Source organism: Pseudomonas sp. 102515, from assembly GCF_031085165.1.
In the GTDB taxonomy this organism is placed as follows: domain Bacteria; phylum Pseudomonadota; class Gammaproteobacteria; order Pseudomonadales; family Pseudomonadaceae; genus Chryseomonas.
The window spans coordinates 848,954-868,784 of record NZ_JAVHTY010000001.1; the positions used below are offsets into that span (position 1 = coordinate 848,954).

General features: G+C 65.3%; 18 protein-coding genes and 1 tRNA gene. 8 read left to right on the plus strand and 11 right to left on the minus strand.

The genetic code is table 11. The features are described from left to right. Positions 1–16 precede the first annotated feature (16 nt). The 3 genes from rlmD to RCF34_RS03830 all read right to left on the minus strand — a co-directional run bounded on the left by rlmD (position 17) and on the right by RCF34_RS03830 (position 3,234). On the minus strand, positions 17–1,378 hold the full coding sequence (gene rlmD, locus RCF34_RS03820) for a 23S rRNA (uracil(1939)-C(5))-methyltransferase RlmD (protein ID WP_308706981.1): 1,362 nt from the start codon (positions 1,376–1,378) through the stop codon (positions 17–19). Beyond that, on the minus strand, positions 1,365–2,264 hold the full coding sequence (gene cysM / locus RCF34_RS03825; RefSeq protein WP_308706982.1) for a cysteine synthase CysM: 900 nt from the start codon (positions 2,262–2,264) through the stop codon (positions 1,365–1,367). Before cysM ends, rlmD begins: the two co-directional genes overlap by 14 nt. Positions 2,265–2,343: 79 nt before the next feature. Further along, on the minus strand, positions 2,344–3,234 hold the full coding sequence (locus RCF34_RS03830; RefSeq protein ID WP_308706983.1) for an alpha/beta hydrolase-fold protein: 891 nt from the start codon (positions 3,232–3,234) through the stop codon (positions 2,344–2,346). A 211-nt stretch (positions 3,235–3,445) separates the two neighbouring features. Between RCF34_RS03830 and RCF34_RS03835 the strand changes: the two genes are divergently transcribed. Beyond that, positions 3,446–6,214 (plus strand): response regulator, encoded by a 2,769-nt coding sequence (locus RCF34_RS03835; RefSeq protein ID WP_308706984.1) that lies wholly within the window; start codon positions 3,446–3,448, stop codon positions 6,212–6,214. A 4-nt stretch (positions 6,215–6,218) separates the two neighbouring features. Here RCF34_RS03835 and dinB read toward each other — a convergent pair whose 3' ends face one another. The 3 genes from dinB to RCF34_RS03850 form a co-directional block, all read right to left on the minus strand. Beyond that, positions 6,219–7,316: a DNA polymerase IV gene (gene dinB / locus RCF34_RS03840; RefSeq protein WP_308706985.1), complete on the minus strand. Its 1,098-nt coding sequence runs from the start codon at positions 7,314–7,316 to the stop codon at positions 6,219–6,221. 93 nt (positions 7,317–7,409) lie between these two features. Beyond that, a complete protein-coding gene (locus RCF34_RS03845; protein WP_208691707.1) occupies positions 7,410–7,643 on the minus strand; it encodes a hypothetical protein in 234 nt (77 codons plus the stop codon). Between the two features lie 23 nt (positions 7,644–7,666). After that, positions 7,667–7,993 (minus strand): hypothetical protein, encoded by a 327-nt coding sequence (locus RCF34_RS03850; protein ID WP_308706986.1) that lies wholly within the window; start codon positions 7,991–7,993, stop codon positions 7,667–7,669. A 172-nt stretch (positions 7,994–8,165) separates the two neighbouring features. Between RCF34_RS03850 and RCF34_RS03855 the strand changes: the two genes are divergently transcribed. The 5 genes from RCF34_RS03855 to RCF34_RS03875 all read left to right on the plus strand — a co-directional run bounded on the left by RCF34_RS03855 (position 8,166) and on the right by RCF34_RS03875 (position 13,011). Then, positions 8,166–8,312, plus strand: coding sequence for a hypothetical protein (locus tag RCF34_RS03855; RefSeq protein ID WP_166655896.1), 147 nt, complete (start codon positions 8,166–8,168; stop codon positions 8,310–8,312). Positions 8,313–8,402: 90 nt separating this feature from the next. Further along, a tRNA-Met gene (locus RCF34_RS03860) sits at positions 8,403–8,479 on the plus strand. 190 nt (positions 8,480–8,669) lie between these two features. Beyond that, on the plus strand, positions 8,670–11,327 hold the full coding sequence (gene mprF / locus RCF34_RS03865; RefSeq protein ID WP_308706987.1) for a bifunctional lysylphosphatidylglycerol flippase/synthetase MprF: 2,658 nt from the start codon (positions 8,670–8,672) through the stop codon (positions 11,325–11,327). Between the two features lie 7 nt (positions 11,328–11,334). Next, positions 11,335–12,609 (plus strand): AcvB/VirJ family lysyl-phosphatidylglycerol hydrolase, encoded by a 1,275-nt coding sequence (locus RCF34_RS03870; RefSeq protein ID WP_308706988.1) that lies wholly within the window; start codon positions 11,335–11,337, stop codon positions 12,607–12,609. A 96-nt stretch (positions 12,610–12,705) separates the two neighbouring features. Continuing rightward, a complete protein-coding gene (locus RCF34_RS03875; protein ID WP_308706989.1) occupies positions 12,706–13,011 on the plus strand; it encodes a hypothetical protein in 306 nt (101 codons plus the stop codon). A 46-nt stretch (positions 13,012–13,057) separates the two neighbouring features. Here RCF34_RS03875 and RCF34_RS03880 read toward each other — a convergent pair whose 3' ends face one another. Next, positions 13,058–14,899, minus strand: a complete 1,842-nt coding sequence (locus RCF34_RS03880) for a potassium transporter Kup (RefSeq protein WP_308707518.1) — start codon at positions 14,897–14,899, stop codon at positions 13,058–13,060. Between the two features lie 305 nt (positions 14,900–15,204). On the opposite strand from RCF34_RS03880, the gene rimO reads away from it, so the two are divergent. After that, a complete protein-coding gene (rimO, locus tag RCF34_RS03885; RefSeq protein WP_308707519.1) occupies positions 15,205–16,530 on the plus strand; it encodes a 30S ribosomal protein S12 methylthiotransferase RimO in 1,326 nt (441 codons plus the stop codon). A 7-nt stretch (positions 16,531–16,537) separates the two neighbouring features. On the opposite strand, the gene cadR is transcribed toward rimO, so the two are convergent. From cadR to RCF34_RS03900, 3 genes are all read right to left on the minus strand, one after another. Beyond that, the gene (gene cadR, locus RCF34_RS03890; protein ID WP_308706990.1) at positions 16,538–17,008 is read right to left on the minus strand and encodes a Cd(II)/Pb(II)-responsive transcriptional regulator; all 471 of its coding nucleotides are present in this window, start codon (positions 17,006–17,008) and stop codon (positions 16,538–16,540) included. Between the two features lie 227 nt (positions 17,009–17,235). After that, on the minus strand, positions 17,236–17,415 hold the full coding sequence (locus tag RCF34_RS03895) for a hypothetical protein (protein WP_183629462.1): 180 nt from the start codon (positions 17,413–17,415) through the stop codon (positions 17,236–17,238). Positions 17,416–17,584: 169 nt separating this feature from the next. After that, positions 17,585–18,988, minus strand: coding sequence for a hypothetical protein (locus RCF34_RS03900; RefSeq protein ID WP_308706991.1), 1,404 nt, complete (start codon positions 18,986–18,988; stop codon positions 17,585–17,587). Positions 18,989–19,124: 136 nt separating this feature from the next. On the opposite strand from RCF34_RS03900, the gene RCF34_RS03905 reads away from it, so the two are divergent. Next, on the plus strand, positions 19,125–19,376 hold the full coding sequence (locus RCF34_RS03905; protein WP_017642209.1) for a CsbD family protein: 252 nt from the start codon (positions 19,125–19,127) through the stop codon (positions 19,374–19,376). 80 nt (positions 19,377–19,456) lie between these two features. Here the strand turns inward: RCF34_RS03905 and RCF34_RS03910 are convergent, their stop codons facing one another. Continuing rightward, the gene (locus RCF34_RS03910) at positions 19,457–19,825 is read right to left on the minus strand and encodes a response regulator (protein WP_308706992.1); all 369 of its coding nucleotides are present in this window, start codon (positions 19,823–19,825) and stop codon (positions 19,457–19,459) included. Positions 19,826–19,831: the final 6 nt, after the last annotated feature.

The window sequence follows — 19,831 nt, forward strand, 5'->3', positions numbered from 1 at the left end:
GGTTGGCGAGCCGTCGTTACCCGGGCATCCTGCCCGCTTCGAACAGCACCATGGCTTCCACATGGGCGGTCTGCGGGAACATGTCGAGAATGCCCGCTCTTGTCATGCGATAGCCCTGTCGGACCAGCTCTCCGGCATCCCGTGCCAGGGTGGCCGGATTGCAGGAGACATAGACCAGCCGCCCGATACCCAGGCCCCTGAGCTGCCGGACCACTTCCAGCGCACCGTCGCGCGGCGGATCCAGCAGGGCCAGCGAATGGCTGCCCAGATCGGCGGGTAGCGGGTTCGACAGGTCCACCTGTAGAAAGTGCGCGTTGCCGATGCCGTTGTCACGTGCATTTTGTATTGCCCGGGAGGTCATTGCCGCGACCCCTTCGATACCGGTGACGGCCGCTGCCTGCCGCGCCAGCGGCAGGGCGAAGTTGCCCAGCCCGGAGAACAGATCGAGGACCCGGTCATCCGCCGCCGGCGCCAGCCAGGCCAGCGCCTGGGCGACCATGGCCTCGTTGATGGCGGCATTGACCTGGACGAAGTCGCCCGGCTGATAGGCCAGCGTCAGGCCCCAGGAAGCCAGCCGGAAGCCCAGGCTGGCATCGGCCTGATCCGGCTGCGGCTCACCCTTGCCCTGCCACCAGAGCTGGACACCGGCCGCCGCGCAGAAGTCGCGCAGGCGCGCCTGGTCACCCGGCAGCAGCGCCTGGGTATGGCGCACCAGCAAGGCCGTCGCCGTCCCCTGGAAGAGTTCGACATGACCGATCGCCTGGGGCCGTTCCAGCCCGCTCAGCAGGTCGGGCAGCGCCCGTAGCAGGGGCTGTAGTTCCGGCACCAGCACCAGGCAGTCGTCGGGGGTGACGATGTCCTGGCTGGCCTCGGCGCGAAAGCCGACATCCAGGCGGCTCTGGCGCTCGTCCCAGCGCACCGCGATACGGGCGCGGCGGCGATAGCCGAATTCGGGACCGACCATGGGTGCGGCCCAGGCCAGCGGCTGCACCCCGGCCAGACGGCGGAACTGCTCGGCCAGGGCTTCCTGCTTGAGGGTCAGCTGATCGGCATGGGGCAAGTGCTGCAAGGTGCAACCGCCGCAGCGGTCGGCCACGCTGCAGGGCGGTGTACGCCGCGACGGACTGGCCTCCAGCACCCTGAGGGTACGGGCCTCGACCACCTGACTGCGGGCGCCGAGCACGCGCGCCTCGACCTGCTCGCCCGGCAGGGCGCCAGCGACGAACCAGGTCCGCCCGCCTTCGCGCGCGATGCCGCGCCCGTCATGGGACAGCCGCTCGATGGCCAGCAGCTGCCGCTTGCCGGTCGGTACCCCGGTCGCACGGGCGCCACCGGCCGGTTGGAAGCGCAGCCCGCCACCTCGTTTAGCGCGCGTCATAGACGCCGGTCGACAGGTAGCGATCGCCTCGGTCACAGATGATCGCGACGATCACCGCATTGTCCACTTCCCGGGCGATGCGCAGGGCGCCCGCCACCGAACCACCGGACGACACACCGCAGAAGATGCCTTCTTCCCGCGCCAGGCGGCGCATGGTGTCCTCGGCTTCCTGCTGGCCCATGTCGATGATGCGATCCACGCGGCTGGCCTCGTAGATCTTGGGCAGATAGGCCTCCGGCCAGCGGCGGATGCCAGGGATGGCCGCGCCTTCCTCCGGCTGCAGACCGACGATCTGCACCTTGGGATTCTGTTCCTTGAGGTAGCGCGAGGTGCCCATGATGGTCCCGGTGGTGCCCATGGAGCTGACGAAATGGGTGATGCTGCCGTGGGTCTGGCGCCAGATTTCCGGCCCGGTACCCAGGTAGTGGGCGATGGGGTTGTCGCCATTGCCGAACTGGTCGAGCACCTTGCCGCGGCCTTCGGCCTGCATGCACGTGGCCAGATCCCGCGCGCCTTCCATGCCGTCTTCCCGGCTGACGAGGATCAGCTCGGCGCCATAGGCGGTCATGGCCGCCTTGCGTTCGGCGCTGGAGTTGTCCGGCATGATGAGGATCATGCGGTAGCCCATGATGGCGGCGGCCATGGCCAGGGCGATGCCGGTGTTGCCGGAGGTGGCCTCGATCAGGGTATCCCCGGGCTGGATGTCGCCGCGGGCCTCGGCCTGGCGGATCATCGACAGCGCTGGGCGGTCCTTGACCGAACCCGCCGGGTTGTTGCCTTCCAGCTTGAGCAGCACGGTACTGCGGGTGTCGCCCGCCAGGCGCTGCAGGCGCACCAGCGGCGTGTTACCGATGCAATCGGCGATGGTGGGATAGTGCAGACTCATGAATCAGCTCGTTCCGCAGGGGTGAAAGCCTTCCATGATACTCCCAAAGCCACGCCGACCCTACCCGTCCGGCGCCTGGCTAAGGGCGGCGCGTGGCGGCACCGTCGCTGGCCACCTCCAGGGCGGCGGGCAGGCTCAGCGAGAGAATGCCCTCCGGCCCTAGGTTGGGTTGCACCTGGGGAGTCACCTGCATCCCCGGCAGCCCGGCCAGGCGCTCGGCCAGCCGCCTGGCGGCATCGGGCGCCACCTTGCGGGTGAGGTCCTCGGTACCGGAATACAGCCAGAGCTGCACCGGCCGGGCGCCCCCCACGCCCTGGAATTCCTGGGCCCGCTTGAGAATGAAGCCCTGCTGCCAGCCATAGGCGACATCGCTCGCCACGTAGCGCTGGAAGGCCTGCGGCTGCCGATAGAGGGTGTCGAGCACGAACAGTCCGCCGTAGCCATGGCCCCAGAGGGTCTGGCGATTGGGGTCCACCGGCACGCTCTGGGTCAGCAGCGGCTTGATGCGCTGTTCGATCAGGTCGAGAAAGGCCCGCGAGCCCCCCGCCGGCCAGTCCTTGCGCACGTCGTCGCGCATGCGGCCATTGCCCACCGCCGGGGTGTAGTCGTAGGTGCGTTCCTGCATGGCGTCCGCGGCATCGGCATAACCGATCGCCACCAGCACCGGGGCACTCTTCAGTTTATGGGGCGACAGCCAGACATCCTGGAGTTGCGCCAGGGCGGCATCGCCGTCGAGCAGGAACAGCGCGGGATAGCCCATCATCGGCGCCGGCTGCTTGGGAATGCCGATATAGACCCGATAGCGGCGCTTGCCGTCCGCCGAGTCGAGCAGGTGCGTCTCGAAGCTGTAATACATCGACCCCCGCTCCACCAGGGTGGTCTTCTGCGGCTCCTGGGCCTGGGTCGACGCCATCCAGCCGGTCCCCAGGAACAGGGCGCCCGCCAGCATCAGACTGCAACTCTTCTTCAAAGGATCTCCTCGCACGCAACCGCACCGGAACGACCGGTAGTCCCTACCAGACCGCCGATGGGGTCAATGGTTGTGCACCCCGGCCAGGGACCGTGGCAGCCTTCGCGGATTTTCGCGAATCGGAGCGCCAGGGAGTGCGACCCCTTTCGCAAAGACTCTCTTTACATTTGGTAAAGGGGTTAGACTCGCCAATTTCCTCGGGGGACGCGCAGTGCTGGACGAATTGGGACTCAAGGGGCGCATCCTGCTGTTGAGCGTCCTCCCGACCTGCTGCATGGCGGCCCTGCTGGGCGTCTACTTCAGCTGGGTGCAGCTGTCCGACATGCGCAGCCAGCTCATCGAGCATGGCCAGCTGGTGGCCCAGCAGATGGCTCCCCTCATCGCCCCGGCCATGCGCACCGGCGACAACGACCAGCTCAACCGTATCGCCCAGCGCGCCCTCGACCAGGCCGATGTCCGGGCCATCAGCTTTCTGGATGCCGACGGCAACCTCCTCGCCCACGCCGGTCCCTCGATGACCGTGGAGCTCACCGGGCACGACTACCAGACCATCAGCATGAGATCCGGGCTGGACATCACCCACTTCAACCTGCCGGTGCAGACCCATGATCTGCGCCTGACTCGCAGCGACGGCAGTCCGGCCACGCCCCAGACCCTGGGCTGGATCCAGCTCGAACTCTCCCATCACGCCACCCTGCTGCGCGGCTATCGCAACCTGGTGGCCGGCCTCTTGCTGATCCTGCTCGGCCTGGCTTTCACCGCCTTCATCGCCGTGCGCATGGGCCGCCGCATCAACCGGCCGCTGCAGGTGATCGCCCAGGGGGTCGGCCAGCTGCAGGAGGGTCGCCTGGAAACGCGCCTGCCGATCCAGCTCGGCAGCCCCGAATTCGACGAGCTGGCGACCGGCATCAATCGCATGGCCGAAGCCATGGAAAACGCCCAGTTCGAGATGCAGAACAACATCGACCAGGCCACCGAGGACGTGCGCCAGAATCTGGAAACCATCGAGATCCAGAACATCGAACTGGACCTGGCGCGCAAGGCGGCGCTGGAAGCCAGCCGCATCAAGTCGGAATTCCTGGCCAACATGAGCCACGAGATCCGCACCCCGCTCAACGGCATCATTGGCTTCACCAATCTGATGCAGAAGAGCGAGCTGACCCCGCGCCAGCAGGATTACCTGAGCACCATCCAGAATTCCGCCGAGAGCCTCCTGGGCATCATCAACGAGATCCTCGACTTCTCGAAGATCGAGGCCGGCAAGCTGGTGCTGGAGAATCTGCCGTTCAACCTGCGCGACATGATCCAGGACACCCTGACCATTCTAGCGCCCTCGGCCCATGAAAAGCACCTGGAGCTGGTCTGCCTGGTCTACCGCGACACGCCGACCCACCTGGTCGGCGATCCGCAACGCCTGCGCCAGGTGCTCACCAACCTGGTGAGCAACGCCATCAAGTTCACTCATTCCGGCACCATCGCCGTGCGCGCCATGGTCGAGGAAGAGACCGACGACCACGCCCAGCTGCGCATCAGCGTCCAGGACACCGGGGTCGGCCTCACCGATGAAGACCGGCAGATGCTGTTCCAGGCCTTCTCCCAGGCCGACAACTCCCTGACCCGCCAGGCTGGCGGTACCGGTCTCGGCCTGGTCATCTCCAAGCGCCTGATCGAGCAGATGGGGGGAGAGATCGGCCTGGAGAGCATTCCCGGCGAGGGCTCGGAATTCTGGATCACGCTCAACCTGCCCAAGGCCCATGGCAGTGTCGAGAGCCACAAGCGCATCGCCTTGGCCGGTCGCCGCGTCGGCCTGGTGGAGCCCCACCCCCTCACCCGCCAGGCGCTGCAGCACCAGTTGGAAGAGTGTGGCCTGAGCGTGGAGTCTTTCGAGACCTTGGAGCAACTCAGCGAAGCGGTCGCCCACCCGGCGTCCGGCAAGCTGCCGGTCAGCCTGGCGGTGCTCGGCGTCAGTGCCCGCAGCATCCCGCCGGATCTGCTCACCGAGCGCATCTGGGAACTGGGTCGCCAGGACTGCAATACCCTGGTCTATTGCCCCACCACCGACCAGGCGGTGTTCCACGCCTCCCTGCCGGATGTCCATTGCCAGCTGCACTCCAAGCCGGCCTGCAGCCGCAAGCTGGAGCAGGCGGTGGCCGAGTTGCTCAACCAGCGCCCGCAACGCAACGAGAGCGGCGGCCTGGGCATCACCGACCGGCCGCCGCGGCTGCTCTGCGTCGACGACAACCCGGCCAACCTGCTGCTGGTGGAGACCTTGCTGACCGACCTTGGCGCCCAGGTCACCGCAGTGGAAAGCGGCTATGCCGCGGTGGAGGCCGTTCAGCAGGAGCGCTTCGACCTGGTATTCATGGACGTGCAGATGCCCGGCATGGACGGCCGCCAGGCCACCGAGGCGATCCGCGACTGGGAAGCCAGTGAAGGTGGTACCCCGGTGCCCATCGTCGCCCTTACCGCCCACGCCATGGCCAACGAGAAACGCGCCCTGCTGCAGAGCGGCATGGACGACTACCTCACCAAGCCCATCAGCGATCGGCAACTGGCCCAGGTCATCCTCAAGTGGACCGGCCTGCGCCTGCTGCACAGCTCGGCACCCGAGGTCGCCAGCCTCAACAGCGGCGGCCAGGACATCTCCACCCTGCCGGTGATGGACGCCGACGAGGGACTGCGCCTGGCCGCCAACAAGCCGGACCTGGCCAAGGATCTGCTGAGCATGCTGCTCGCCTCCCTGGCGGCGGACCGCCAGGCCATCCGCCAGGCGCGCGAAGACGGCGATCGCATCGCCCTCATCGAGCGCGTCCACCGCCTGCATGGCGCCACGCGCTATTGCGGCGTGCCCCAGCTGCGCGCCGCCTGCCAGCACAGCGAAACCCTGCTCAAGCAGGGCGCGCCGACCTCCAGTCCGGCGCTGGAAGAACTGGACGCGGCCATCGTCAATCTGTCCGCCCAGGCCAAGAGCCCGCTCTAGCGGGCTAGTCCTCGAACAGCCTGAGCTGCAGCGCCGCCTCGCGCAGATCGGTCAGGCGCACGCCCACACCGAGCAGCCGTACCGGCCGATTACCCCGCCGATAGGCCTGCTCCAGCAGGCGCCGATAGCTGTCGAGATCACGACCGGCGCCCTGCTGCTCGAGGGTGGTCTGGGTGAAATCATGGAACTTGACCTTGATGAAGGGCCGCTCCGGACGATAGCGGTCGGCCAGACGCGTCAGGCGTTCTTCGAGCTTGGCCAGCAACTCGGGCAATTCCTGCGCACAGGCGGCGGCATCGGGCAGATCGCGGTCATAGGTGCGCTCCACGCTGGCCGACTGCCGCTGGCTGTCCACTTTGACCTGGCGTTCGTCGATCCCATGGGCCAGCGACCAGAGTCGCTCGCCGAAGCTGCCGAATTCGCGCAGCAGATCGAAGCGCGACCAGGTCTGCAGATCGCTGCAGAAGACGATGCCGCGGCGCTTGAGCTTGTCGGCGGTGACCTTGCCCACGCCATGCAGCTTGGCCACCGGCAGCGTGGCGACGAAGTCGTCCACCTCGTGCGGAGCGATGACGAACAGCCCATTGGGCTTTCTCCAGTCGCTGGCGATCTTGGCGAGGAACTTGTTGGGCGCGACTCCGGCGGACACCGTGATGTTCAGCTCCTGCCAAACCCGCCTGCGGATATCGCGGGCGATCAGGGTGGCGCTGCCGTTGAACAACTCGCACTGGGTGACATCCAGATAGGCTTCGTCGAGGGACAGCGGCTCGATCAGCTCGGTGTAGTCCTGGAAAATTCCGTGGATCTGCCGCGACACCTCCTTGTAGACCTCGAAGCGCGGCTTGACGAAGACCAGGTCGGGACAGAGCTTCTGCGCCTGATGGGACGACATGGCGGAGCGCACCCCGAAGGCCCGGGCCTCGTAGTTGCAGGTGGCGACCACCCCGCGCCGATCGGGGGTCCCGCCTACCGCCAGCGGCTTGCCGCCCAGGCGCGGATCGTCGCGCATCTCGATGGACGCATAGAAGCAGTCACAGTCGACATGGATGATCTTGCGCTGGCGCTTGGGTGGGAGCTGGGCGGGAGAACTGTCCGGAGCCATGAAAGGAGATGCCGGGCCGGGCTTGGCGGCTGACTATCCGTACAGTAAGCCAAGACCGCTCGGATTTGTCCATGGTGGACGACGAATCGCCCGTTAACCGACGTCTTGTAGCAGGCGTTGCCGATGGACGACCTCTTCGCGCAGCTCATCGACCACCGCCTTGAGGTCGTGGGCATGATGCAACTGGTCGTAATAGAGGTGGCGCTCGGCGATCACGCCGTCGGGTGTGGTGACCATCAACCGCGCGAAATGCTCGCTGCGCTCGAAGAACTCGATGCGACCCAGGCCCTGGAGATGTTGGAGCAAGGTTTCCAGCAGGAGATTCATGGCGGCCCCTTGGACTTTCCTGGTCAAACGGTTCGGTCGCGCTGCCCATCGTCGAAAGGTGCACCCTCGTCGCCGGCGATGACGGTCCGCTCTTCTATATGGCCGGAGCGAACATGGCGGGACGGGGTGTCCAGCAATTCCTGCGCAGCGGCGCGGAGCGTCTCCATGTCGTCGACGAGCAATTCGACTTTCTTCACGACCTGAAGTGCCATTTCGGACGCACCTTTGGCGCTGCTGCCGGTAAGCGCCAGGGAAAGATTGCACAATTGGGCGACCAGGGCCGCTATATCGTGATCCATCACGCGCATGATGCGCTGATCCAGACGACTCGAATCCTGGGAAGGGTGCATGAGGTTCTCCATAACACCCGGCGAGGGTAGCACATGGCCACCACCCGCCTCAGTCGCTTAGCGGCGTTTTGCTATCACCTTCTCACTTGACCGCACCGGGGCCCTCATCGGGTTTCCGGACCCTTTGCCGCCGAGACAGGTCGACTGAGGACGTACCTCTAGGAGAACCCTCATGAAACGCCCTCTACTCGTGTCCTCTGCCCTGCTTCTCAGTCTCATGCTGGGTGGCTGCTTCGATCGCGACCAATCGGATCAGCAGAATCGCTCCAGCGGTGAAAAGGCGTCGGTGCAGATGCAGAAAAGCGACGGCGACAAGTAGGCCCACCCCTGCTTGGTAAATAAGCCTTTGATGAATATTAAATTTTTTCTTGACGAATTTTTTCTTGGCCCTATACTGAGCCACATCGGACGCGGGATGGAGCAGTCTGGTAGCTCGTCGGGCTCATAACCCGAAGGTCGTTGGTTCAAATCCAGCTCCCGCAACCAAATTCGAAAAAACCACTCTTTTGAGTGGTTTTTTTTTGCCCTGAATTTGACCCAGGTCAGATCCAGGCGGTGCGAACTCTGTAGCTACAAGAGCTACAAAGGTTGGTATAGAGCTTTTTTATCTGTACAAGGCTTGGCAAACCGCGCGCGACCAGTAATCTGACGCGCGTTCCTGTCTAGAGGAGTTTGCATGACTGCACCCGATCCAGCCAAAGAGGTCTCCTCGAAGCCGGCATCCCCTGCGGACCACCCCGTTTCGCCCCCTCAGGCGCTGCCCTGGCGCCTCCTGGAGCGCCTGACGGCCTACCGGCAACCCATCGAACTGGGTCTGACGCTGGTGTTGTTCGCCGCCGCCCTGGTGGTCTGCTGGCATCTGCTGAGCAGCATCGATGGCGAAGCCCTTCACGATGCCCTTCACGATATCCCCCATTCCTCCCTGATCGGCGCGCTGATCGCCGCGGCCGCCGGCTTCACCATCCTGCTCGGCTACGAGTGGTCGGCCATGCGCTTCGCCGACGTCAAGCTGCCGGCACGCGCCTGGACCATGGGCGGCCTTACCGCCTTCGCCATCGGCAACGCGATTGGCCTGTCCATGCTGTCCGGTGGGTCGGTGCGCTATCGCCTCTATGCCCGTCAGGGCCTCAGCGCCCTGGAAGTGGCGCAGATGACGGTGTTCTCCAGCCTGGCGCTGGGCACCGCCCTGCCGCCCCTGGCCGCCATCGCCGCCCTGACCAACCTGCCCGCGTCCACCCAGGCCCTTCGCGTTCCGGAAGCGGTGATCATCACCGTGTCCGCCCTGATTCTGATCGGCTATGCCATCGGCATCCTGGCCCTGCGCCGCTGGCGGGTGCCCGAACAGCCCTGCGCCCATGCCCTGCACTTCCGCATCGGCAAGCGCGCTCTGCGCCTGCCAACCCTGCGGCTGTCCGCGCTGCAGCTGGTGATCACCATCCTCGACGTGACCGCCGCCTCGATGGTGCTCTATCTGCTGCTGCCCACGGCGCCGCCCTTCGGTGCCTTCCTGCTGGTCTACCTGCTGGCGCTGGCCGCCGGGGTGCTCAGTCACGTTCCGGGCGGTGTCGGCGTGTTCGAGGCGGTACTGCTGGCAGCCTTCGCCAACGAGCTGGGCGCCGCCCAGCTGGCCGCGGCGCTGGTGGTCTACCGCCTGTTCTATGTGCTGCTGCCGTTCGTGATCGCCTGCCTGGTGCTACTGTTCAGCGAAGGCCGCCGCCTGCTGTCGAACAGTTCGGCCGTACGGGTCGCCTCCGGCCTGGCGGCGCCCATCCTCGCCATCCTGGTTTTTTTTTCTGGGGTGGTACTGCTTTTTTCTGGGGTCACCCCTGAAATAGACACCCGCCTGGAGGGCATGGACTTCCTGCTGCCCCAGCGGTTGATCGATGCCTCCCACCTGGGCGCGAGCCTGATCGGCGTCGTCTGTCTATTGCTGGCGCAGGGATTGCGCCGGCGCCTCTCCGCGGCTTGGGCGGTGACCTTGGTCTTGCTGCTGCTGGGCTGCCTGCTGTCCCTGTTGAAAGGTTTCGACTGGGAGGAAGCCTCCATTCTGGCGATGACGGCCGCGCTGCTCGCCATCTTCCGCAAATCCTTCTATCGCCGTAGCCGGCTGATGGAACAGCCCTTCTCGCCGCTGTACGTGACCGCCAGCATCTGCGTGGTCGCCGCCTCGGTGTGGCTGCTGCTGTTCGCCTATCAGGACGTTCCCTACGACACCCGCCTCTGGTGGCAATTCGCGCTGGATGCCGATGCCCCACGCGGCCTGCGTGCCGCCCTGGGCAGTTCGGTCCTGCTGCTGATCATCGCCCTGGGCTGGCTGCTGCGCGCCGCGCCGCCGCCCATCGAAGCCCCCACCAGCGCCGAGCTCGAGCACGCCCTCGGCATCGTGCGCAAATCCAGTCAGCCGGATGGCGGCCTGGTGATGACCGGTGACAAGGCCCTGCTCTTCCACGACAGCGACGATGCCTTCCTGATGTACGGACGACGGGGCCGCAGTCTGATCGCCCTCTTCGATCCCATTGGCCGCTCTCAGCCCCGCGCCGAGCTGATCTGGAAATTCCGCGACCTCTGCGACCTGCACCATGCCCGGCCGGTGTTCTATCAGGTGCGTGCCGAGAACCTGCCCTTCTACATGGACATTGGCCTGACCGCGCTCAAGCTCGGCGAAGAGGCGCGGGTCGACCTGCATGCCTTCGATCTCGACAGCAAGGGCAAGAAGGACCTGAGATACACTTGGAACCGCGGCCAACGCGACGGCCTGGCGATCGAGTTCCACGCCCCGGGCGAAGCGCCGCTGGACGAGCTCAAGGCCATCTCCGACGTCTGGCTGGAGAGCAAGCAGGTGCGCGAGAAGGGCTTTTCCCTGGGTCGTTTCGATCCGACCTACCTCAAGCACTTTCGTATCGCCGTGGTGCGTTTCCAGGACAAGGCAGTGGCCTTCGCCAACCTCCTGGAAACCGAACGCCCCGACCTGGCCAGCATCGACCTGATGCGGGTCACCGCGGATGCGCCCAAGCAGACCATGGAATTCCTCATGCTGGGGCTGATCCTGCACTTCAAGGCCGCCGGCTTCGCCCGCTTCTCCCTGGGCATGGTCCCGCTGGCCGGGCTGCACCCCCGCCGTGGCGCCCCCATCACCCAGCGCCTGGGGGCCATGGTGTTCCGACGTGGCGAACAGTTCTATAACTTCCAGGGGCTGCGTCGCTTCAAGGACAAGTTCGATCCGGAATGGGAACCGCGCTACATGGCGGTGCCCGCCGGCCTGGATCCGCTGGTCGCCTTCGCCGATACCGCCGCCCTAATCGCCGGGGGTTATACCGGCCTGGTCAAACGTTGAGACTCCTATGCTGAAACGTGCACTCGCAGTACTGCTCGTCATCCTGCTGATCGCTGGAGGCCTGGGCTGGTGGTGGCTTCATCGCTGGCCGTCGGCGCCCCAGGTCAAGGTCCTGGAACAGTCGGATGGCCGCTTGCTGACCATGGCCGCACCCAAGGGCGAGCCGCATGCCCGCGTGGTCCTGGCCACGCCGTCGGACCTGCAACTGGCGGATGCCGATCTGCTGGGCCTGGCGACCAACACCGGCGCCGAGATCGTCCAATACGAGGTCAAGGTTTCCAACAACTGCCAGGCGCAGAACGACGACTTCACCCAGGCGGCCAAGCAGCTGAGTGGCGCCCCGACCTTCGTCGGCGGCATCGGCCCGGGTGCCGCCCGTGCCTGGCGCTGGCTGACGACCCAGGACAACCCGAAGGCGGCCGCCCTGAGCGTCGGCTTCAACCTGGAGACCCTGGATTGCCCGGACGCCCTGCCGGCCAAGGCGGCCGCTGGCCAATGGCACATCGCCTGGAACGATCATCCGACCGACGATTCGGCCATCTTCGTGCGTCAGCAGAGCAATGCCGACCTGACCATCGCCGACTACGGCACCGCCCTGCCGGTGGTCCTGCGTACCCAGCTGAAGAATCGCCTGCTGGGTCAGCACAACGACATCCCGACCATCGAGATGCCGGCCGATCCGGACGTCAAGCCCAGCCATCCCGACGTCGTGACCATCTTCTACTCCGGCGACGGCGGCTGGCGCGACATCGACCGGCTCTCGGCCCAGGCCATGAACGAAGCCGGTTACCCGGTGGTCGGCGTGGATGCGCTGCGCTATTTCTGGCAGCACAAGAGCCCGGAACAGGTGGCGGCCGATCTGGCCAACCTGATGCAGGAATACCGCGAGAAGTGGAACGCCAAACACTTCGTGCTGGCTGGCTACTCCTTCGGTGCCGACATCCTGCCAGCGGTCTACAACCGCCTGCCCAAGGCGGATCAGGACCAGGTGACCTCGCTGCTGCTGCTGGCCTTCAGCCGCAAGAGCAACTTCGAGATCGCCGTGGAAGGCTGGCTGGGCAAGCCGGGTGACGAAGCCGATACCCTGCCGGAAACCAGCAAGATTCCCGCCGCCAAGCTGTTCTGCGTCTATGGCGAGGAAGAGAAGGACGACAGCGGTTGTACCCAAGCGGGTCAGCCGGGTGAGAAGCTGGGTCGTCCGGGCGGTCACCATTTCGACGAGAACTACGACAAACTGGCCGACTTCATGGTGAAGGCCATCGAGGCCCGTACGCCGCAATAGCGTATCTCGTCCGGGCCTGCGGGCCCGGACGAACGGCTGGAACAAGGGGCCGGTCTCCAGCGGTCTATGGCTGCAACAGCCACGGAGACTCCCGACATGAGCACACCGCTTTCCGCCGACGCCGCCAGCAAGATCCTGGTGGATGCCTTCCAACCCCTTGGCTGCGTGGTGTCGTCCGGTGCGGATGGCCACGACCTGGCCTTGGGCGTGGTCGATGCCCAGGGCAAGACGCTCTACACCGAAGAACGCCTCAGCGAGGGCGACTACAGCGATCCCTTGCGCCTGGCCGGCTACATAGGCACGGTACGCAACGAGCTGGAAGGCCGTGGTCAGACCCTCGACAACTGGCAGATGCCCTTCATCACCGATCCCGACGCGCTGCCGCCGGCGGTGTTCAACTAGGCAAGGAAAAGGCCCCTGCTGGGGCCTTTCTTCTTGCTGCGCCGGACTAGATCTCGACCTGGGTACCCAGCTCGATCACCCGATTCACCGGCAGCTTGAAGAATCTCAGGTTGCCGTTGGCGTTCTTCATCAGGAAGACGAAGAGATTCTCCCGCCAGGGCGCCATGCCCAGCCGCTTGGAAGCGATCACCGTCTCCCGACTGAGGAAGTAGGTGGTACGCATTGGGGTGAAATCCAGCCCTGGATAGGGGCAGTGGCTGAGCGCCAGCGGGATGTCCGGTTCGTCCATGAAGCCATAGTGCAACACCACCCGATAGAAGCCGTCACCGAAGTCCTCGACCTCGATGCGCTCGCCGCGCGATACCCGCGGACGGTCCTCGTAGCGGACCGTGAGCAGTACCACCTGCTCGTGCAGCACCTGGTTGTGCAGCAGGTTGTGCAGCATGGCGTGGGGGACCACATCGGTACGAGCGGTGAGGAACACCGCGGTGCCCTTGGCGCGAAACGGCGGCTGGGCGCGGATGCTGCTGATAAAGATCGGCAGCGGCAGGGCACCGTCGTCCAGGCGCTCCACCACCAGTTGCCGGCCCCGCTTCCAGGTGGTCAGCAGGATGAAGATGATGACACCGGCGATCACCGGGAAGGACCCGCCGGAGAGGATCTTCGGCGCATTGGCGGAGAAGTACAGCACGTCCACCAGCAGGAAGCCGATCAGCAGCGGCACCATGATCCAGCGCGGCCACTTCCACAGCAGCAGGATCACCGCCGACACCAGGCAACTGGTGATCAGCATGGTGCCGGTCACGGCCACGCCGTAGGCTTCGGCCAGGTTGGCCGAGGACTGGAAGGTCAGGATCAGGAAGATCACCCCCAGCATCAGCGCCCAGTTCATCAAGGGGATGTAGATCTGTCCCTGCTCCTGGCTGGAGGTGTGCTGGACCTGCATGCGCGGGATATAGCCCAGCTGGATGGCCTGGCGGGTCATGGAGAAGGCACCGGTGATCACCGCCTGGGAGGCGATGACGGTGGCCAGGGTGGCCAGGCCGATCATCGGCAGCAGCAGCCACTCCGGCGCCAGCAGATAGAAGGGATTGCGCACCGCGGAGGGGTCGGCGAGCAGCAGTGCGCCCTGGCCGAAGTAGTTCAGCACCAGCCCTGGCAACACCAGCAGCAGCCAGGCCCGGGCGATGGGCTTGCGCCCGAAGTGGCCCATGTCGGCATAGAGCGCCTCGGCGCCGGTCAGCGCCAGCACGGCCGCGCCCAGTACGATGAAGCCCTTCACCGGGTTGTCGACGAAGAATTGCACGGCCCAATAGGGATTGAAGGCCTTGAGCACCTCGGGTTGCTGGACGATGCCATAGACGCCCAGGGCGCCCAGGGTGGTGAACCAGAGCACCATCACCGGACCGAAGAACTTGCCGATGGTGGCCGTACCACGCTTCTGGATGGCGAAGATGCCGACCAGGATCACCAGGGCGATGGGTACGACCCAGGCGTCCAGGCCGTCGAAGGCCAGTTCCAGGCCCTCCACCGCCGACAGCACCGAGACCGCCGGGGTGATCATGCTGTCGCCATAGAAGAGCGCGGCGCCGAACAGCCCCAGCAGCACCAGGGTGGTGGCCAGGCGTGGCGAGCCCTGGGCAGCACGACGGGCCAGGGCCGTGAGGGCCATGATGCCGCCCTCGCCCTGGTTGTCCGCGCGCATGACGAAGGTGATGTACTTGAGGGTCACCACCCAGATGAGCGACCAGAAGATCAGCGACAGGATGCCCAGCACGCTGTCGTGATTCAGCGGCAGGCCATAGTGCGGCGAGAAGACCTCCTTGAGGGTATAGAGAGGACTGGTGCCGATGTCGCCGTATACCACGCCGGTGGCGAGCACGATCATTCCCAAGGCCGAAGGGGCTTTACCACCGTGCTCGTGTTCCGGACGGCTCATGCAGGGCTCCTAGAGTCGAAAATCGGCGCATCCTGCGCCGAAGCGGCGTCAGGATCAAGTTGAAAAGGCCGGTAGCCAGGCGCGGCAGCCTCTCAGCGCAGCGCCTTACGCACCATAGACTCTCTGGTCGGCAAAAAGCTCTGCGCGGTCGCCACGACCCGCCGGCCCCTTCCAAGCGGCGGCAGAGATGGCTAGAATCGCGCGTTTTTTGATCAAGGCGCCTCCTGAGCGCCCGCCGAGGTTAGCCCATGTCCATCCAAACGTCCGCCCCCAAGGTCGGTTTCGTCAGCCTCGGCTGTCCCAAGGCCACCGTCGACTCCGAACGCATCCTCACCCAGCTGCGCATGGAAGGCTACGAGATCGTACCGACCTATGAAGACGCCGACGTGGTGGTGGTCAACACCTGCGGCTTCATCGACAGCGCCAAGGCCGAGTCCCTGGACGCCATCGGCGAGGCCATCGCCGAGAACGGCAAGGTGATCGTCACCGGGTGCATGGGCGTGGACGAGGGCAACATCCGCGGCGTGCATCCCAGCGTGCTGGCGGTGACCGGTCCGCAGCAGTACGAGCAGGTGGTCAATGCCGTGCACGAGGTGGTACCGCCGCAGCTGGAGCACAATCCGCTGATCGACCTGGTGCCGCCCCAGGGCATCAAGCTGACCCCGCGCCACTACGCCTATCTGAAGATTTCCGAGGGCTGCAACCACAGCTGCAGCTTCTGCATCATCCCCTCCATGCGCGGCAAGCTGGTCAGCCGCCCGGTGGGTGACGTGCTGTCCGAGGCCGAGCGCCTGGTCAAGGCGGGCGTCAAGGAGCTGCTGGTGATCTCCCAGGACACCAGCGCCTACGGCGTCGACCTCAAGTACAAGCTGGACTTCTGGAACGGCCAGCCGGTCAAGACGCGCATGCTGGAACTGTGCGAGGCGCTGTCGGGCATGGGCGTCTGGGTGCGCCTGCACTATGTGTACCCCTACCCCAATGTCGACGACGTCATCCCGCTGATGGCCGCCGGCAAACTGCTGCCCTACCTGGACATCCCCTTCCAGCACGCCAGCCCCAAGGTGCTCAAGTCCATGAAGCGCCCGGCGTTCGAGGACAAGACCCTGGCGCGCATTAAGCGCTGGCGCGAGATCTGCCCGGAGCTGACCATCCGCTCCACCTTCATCGTCGGCTTCCCCGGCGAGACCGAGGAAGACTTCCAGTACCTGCTGGACTGGCTCACCGAAGCCCAGCTTGATCGCGTCGGCTGCTTCCAGTATTCGCCGGTCGAGGGGGCACCCGCCAACGAGCTGGGCCTGGACCCGGTGGCGGACGAGGTCAAGCAGGCGCGCTGGGAGCGCTTCATGGCGCACCAGCAGGCCATTTCCGCGGCGCGCCTGCAGCTCAAGATCGGTCGCGAGATCGAGGTCCTGATCGACGAGGTGGACGAGCAAGGCGCCATCGGCCGCTCCTACGCCGATGCCCCGGAAATCGACGGCAACGTCTATGTCGACAGCGCCAATCCCCTGAAGCCGGGCGACAAGGTCTGGGTGCGGGTCACCGACGCCGACGAGTACGACCTCTGGGCAGAGGCGCTCTGACCCCTGGCTAGTCGTGCAGACGGTGGGTGCCGGGCACATGGCCATGTCCGGCCGCACTGCAGCTGGCGGAGGTCGCTGACGGCACCGCCGGCTGACCGAGTTCGCGCAGGATGCCGCAACGGTCACCCTCGCCCTCTCCCTGACAGTGGCGCCTGAGGGTCACCAACTGCTCGCGCAACTGATTCAATTCGCGGATGCGCACTTCGACATGATGCAGATGGGCACCGATCAGGGCATCCACCTGGGCACAGCCGGGTTCACGGGTGTCCCGCAGGGCGAGCAAGGCGCGAATCTCCTCCAGTGTCATGTCCAGCGAACGGCAGTGGCGGACGAATACCAGGCGCTCGACCTGACTTTCGTCATAGCTGCGATAGTTGCTGCTGCTGCGCGCTGCCGGACTCAGCAGACCCTCCCGCTCGTAGTAGCGGATGGTCTCGACCGCGCAATTGGTACGTCTGGCCAATTCGCCGATCTTCATCAGTCTGTCTCGTTCTGCTGACGGGCGCCCAGCCTGCGCCGCTCGCCGCCTCAGAGCAAGCGGCTGACGGAAGTCCGGAAGCTGCTGAACCGCGGCCTTTCCAAGGAGGCGCTGCCGGGGAAGCGAATCGCTCGGGGAAGTGGCGGAAATCCACCCCTGGCGACTGGCCGAACAGCACGACGCCCCGGCGATGAGTGGATCGCCGGGGCGTCGGGACAGCAGCCAGACTAGTTGGCGTTGTTCTGGTAGAGCGCGGAGACCCGATTCGGATGCTCCGACTGGAACTGCGTTTGCGCATTGGCACGGATCGATTTGTTCGATACGTCGCGGCTGGCTGCGGACGCCGTACCCGACAGCAGACCCATGAACAGGACGGCGACGATGGCTTGGACACCCAGGACTTTCATAGCGAATACCTCTTGGTTGTGCTGTTTCGATAGACACAGCGTACTCCCAGTACTAATTCGGCAAAAAGAGCCCTTTTCGAGAGTGATATTTACCCATAAAGCAACTATCGCCTGGGAACTTCCTGATCTTTTCTGAACATCCGTAATTCGGCGAAGGGCTCTGGCGCGGCTATCGCAGTTCGCTCAGGTGCTTTTCCAGCCCCATGGCGCGGCCGGCGCCGACACTGGTCAGGTGGAAGAAGCCGTAGTCTTCCAAATAGATCCAGCGACTCCGCGGTCCGCTCCCCGCCTCCCCATGCTGGCACTCCAGGGTCTTGGCCCGCCCGCTGAGGCTGGCCAGCACCTTGCGCGCCTCGCCTTCGCCCACCACCTTGCAGGCCAGCCTGATTTCGCGCTGCTCGGTACCTTTGAGATTGCCGGTCAGGGATTGCCGCGCCTGATAGCCGACCTGACTGCCAACGGCGAGGGCGCGCCAGTCGCCGCTGAAGGTCAGCTGGTCCAGGCTGACCACTTCTTCCACCGGCAGATTGCCGTTGTCGATACGGGTACGGCGTACCAGGTCGATCAGCCCACGCCAGTTGAGCGAATCGACCCGGGCCGCCTTGCCCTGGGCACTGAAGCGCAGCAGTCCGGGCTGGGAGCCCGCGCTGACCTGCACCTCTTCGCGATAGGCATGGGTCTGGCCTTCGTAGCGACTTTCGCCCTCCTCCACGAAGCGCTGGACGGCCAGGCGCGGCGCCGGCAGCGCCTGCGCCTTCAGCGCCTGCAGGGGCTGTGCCTGGGCCGCGGGCAATTCGCCGACGGGCGGCGGCGCGGCCGGTGGGGTGGCGGCAGCCTTGACCCCGTCCATGCGTGGCGTGGCCAACAAGGCGTCCCGGCGGTCACAGGCGGCTTCCAGCAGCGTCCGACGCTCGACCGGCGCCACGTTGAAGGCCTCCTGGCCCTGGGCGCCCAGCTGGCTGTCCGTCACCCGCCCGTGGTCGTCCAGGCCGTAGCGCGCCAGCAGCAGGTAACGGCGCGCCGTGCAATCGGCGGCCAGGGATTCGCGCCACTGGCGCACGGGAGCACCATGGCGCGGCGTCTGCACCGCGACGGCCAGTTGCTGACCGCCCCAGAAGCGACGTACTCCGTTGGCATCCAGCAGACTGTTACGGTCGATCACCAGGGTGTCACCGCCGGGGCCACTGGCGAGGGCGCGCCAGTCGGTGTTGGCCGGCTGGGCGCAGAGCGCTGCCACATCGGCACGCTGCTTGAGCGCCGTGACCTTGGCTGCGCTCAGCGGCAAGGGCGCGGCATAGGCATTCACCCGCCCGGGATAGACCCGCTGAGCGCCGTCCAGGTAGAGCAGTTCGGCCTGGTCAGCCGCGCAATCCAGAGATACCAGGGCGGAACCGCCATCCGCCAGGGCGAGCGCCAGCTGCAGTCGCGAACCGTCGCGCAGAACGCTCTCGGCGATGATGGGGCGGGCAAAGAGATCGTCGGCACCGGTCGGAGGCTCGACTGGCGGCTGCTGAGTACTGCAGCCAGCCATTAGCGACAGCAGGCAAAGGGCGGAAATACGGCTGGAGATCATGGATCCTCTCGACAGGGAACCGCGATGGATGTCGCGAACAGCAAATTGACCTGAACGAAATGCGTCTGGCGCGGATCAATAAAGGAAGCATGCCGCTTGGCATGACCTCCCCCGTTTCCCCACACGAGGTGCATTCATGAATACCGATCAGATCATAGGCAATGCCAAGGACGCTACCGGCAAGGTCCAGGATAGCTTTGGTGCCGCGACCGGCAACGCCGATTGGCAAGCCGAGGGCAAGGCCCGTCAACTGGAAGGCAAGCTGCAGGAGCAATATGGCCAGGCCATCGACTGCGCGCGCAATGTGACCGCCGACAAGCCCTTCACTGCCCTGGCCATTGCCGGTGGTGTCGGTTTCGTTCTGGGCGTACTGCTTTCGCGCTCCTGATCGGAATCGCAGGGCTGGTCATAGCGCCAGCTCTCAAAACAAAAAGGCCTGTCTAGACAGGCCTTTTTGTTTTGAATTCATCAGCGTTCGAGGGTGACGAGGTGCTTGTGCACCGCATCCACGATATCGCCAATGTTGAACGGTTTCTGGAACACGGCATCGAACAGCTCTGCGCTCTCCTGTGCCAGATGCGCCTGGGCACCGCTCATCAGGATAATGGGCAGATGCTGCAGACCCTGGCGTTCACGCAGAGCCTCTGCCAATTCGCGGCCGTTCATCACCGGCATCATGAAATCGGTGATGACCAGTGACGGTAGTTCGCGATCGAAAACGTCAAGCGCGCGGCGGCCATTGCTCGCCTTGACCACCATGTAGCCTTCGTCTTCAAGAGCGAAGGCCAGAATGTCCGCTATCAGAAATTCGTCATCGACTACCAGTATCGTCGTCATCTGGAG

Bases quoted from the DNA above. Each gene is read 5' to 3' on its own strand.
- rlmD (WP_308706981.1), bottom strand. From the start codon at position 1,378: ATGACGCGCGCTAAACGAGGTGGCGGGCTGCGCTTCCAACCGGCCGGT.
- cysM (WP_308706982.1), bottom strand. From the start codon at position 2,264: ATGAGTCTGCACTATCCCACCATCGCCGATTGCATCGGTAACACGCCG.
- dinB (WP_308706985.1), bottom strand. From the start codon at position 7,316: ATGGCTCCGGACAGTTCTCCCGCCCAGCTCCCACCCAAGCGCCAGCGC.
- RCF34_RS03845 (WP_208691707.1), bottom strand. From the start codon at position 7,643: ATGAATCTCCTGCTGGAAACCTTGCTCCAACATCTCCAGGGCCTGGGT.
- RCF34_RS03850 (WP_308706986.1), bottom strand. From the start codon at position 7,993: ATGCACCCTTCCCAGGATTCGAGTCGTCTGGATCAGCGCATCATGCGC.
- RCF34_RS03855 (WP_166655896.1), top strand. From the start codon at position 8,166: ATGAAACGCCCTCTACTCGTGTCCTCTGCCCTGCTTCTCAGTCTCATG.
- mprF (WP_308706987.1), top strand. From the start codon at position 8,670: ATGACTGCACCCGATCCAGCCAAAGAGGTCTCCTCGAAGCCGGCATCC.
- RCF34_RS03870 (WP_308706988.1), top strand. From the start codon at position 11,335: ATGCTGAAACGTGCACTCGCAGTACTGCTCGTCATCCTGCTGATCGCT.
- RCF34_RS03875 (WP_308706989.1), top strand. From the start codon at position 12,706: ATGAGCACACCGCTTTCCGCCGACGCCGCCAGCAAGATCCTGGTGGAT.
- RCF34_RS03880 (WP_308707518.1), bottom strand. From the start codon at position 14,899: ATGATCGTGCTCGCCACCGGCGTGGTATACGGCGACATCGGCACCAGT.
- cadR (WP_308706990.1), bottom strand. From the start codon at position 17,008: ATGAAGATCGGCGAATTGGCCAGACGTACCAATTGCGCGGTCGAGACC.
- RCF34_RS03895 (WP_183629462.1), bottom strand. From the start codon at position 17,415: ATGAAAGTCCTGGGTGTCCAAGCCATCGTCGCCGTCCTGTTCATGGGT.
- RCF34_RS03900 (WP_308706991.1), bottom strand. From the start codon at position 18,988: ATGATCTCCAGCCGTATTTCCGCCCTTTGCCTGCTGTCGCTAATGGCT.
- RCF34_RS03905 (WP_017642209.1), top strand. From the start codon at position 19,125: ATGAATACCGATCAGATCATAGGCAATGCCAAGGACGCTACCGGCAAG.
- RCF34_RS03910 (WP_308706992.1), bottom strand. From the start codon at position 19,825: ATGACGACGATACTGGTAGTCGATGACGAATTTCTGATAGCGGACATT.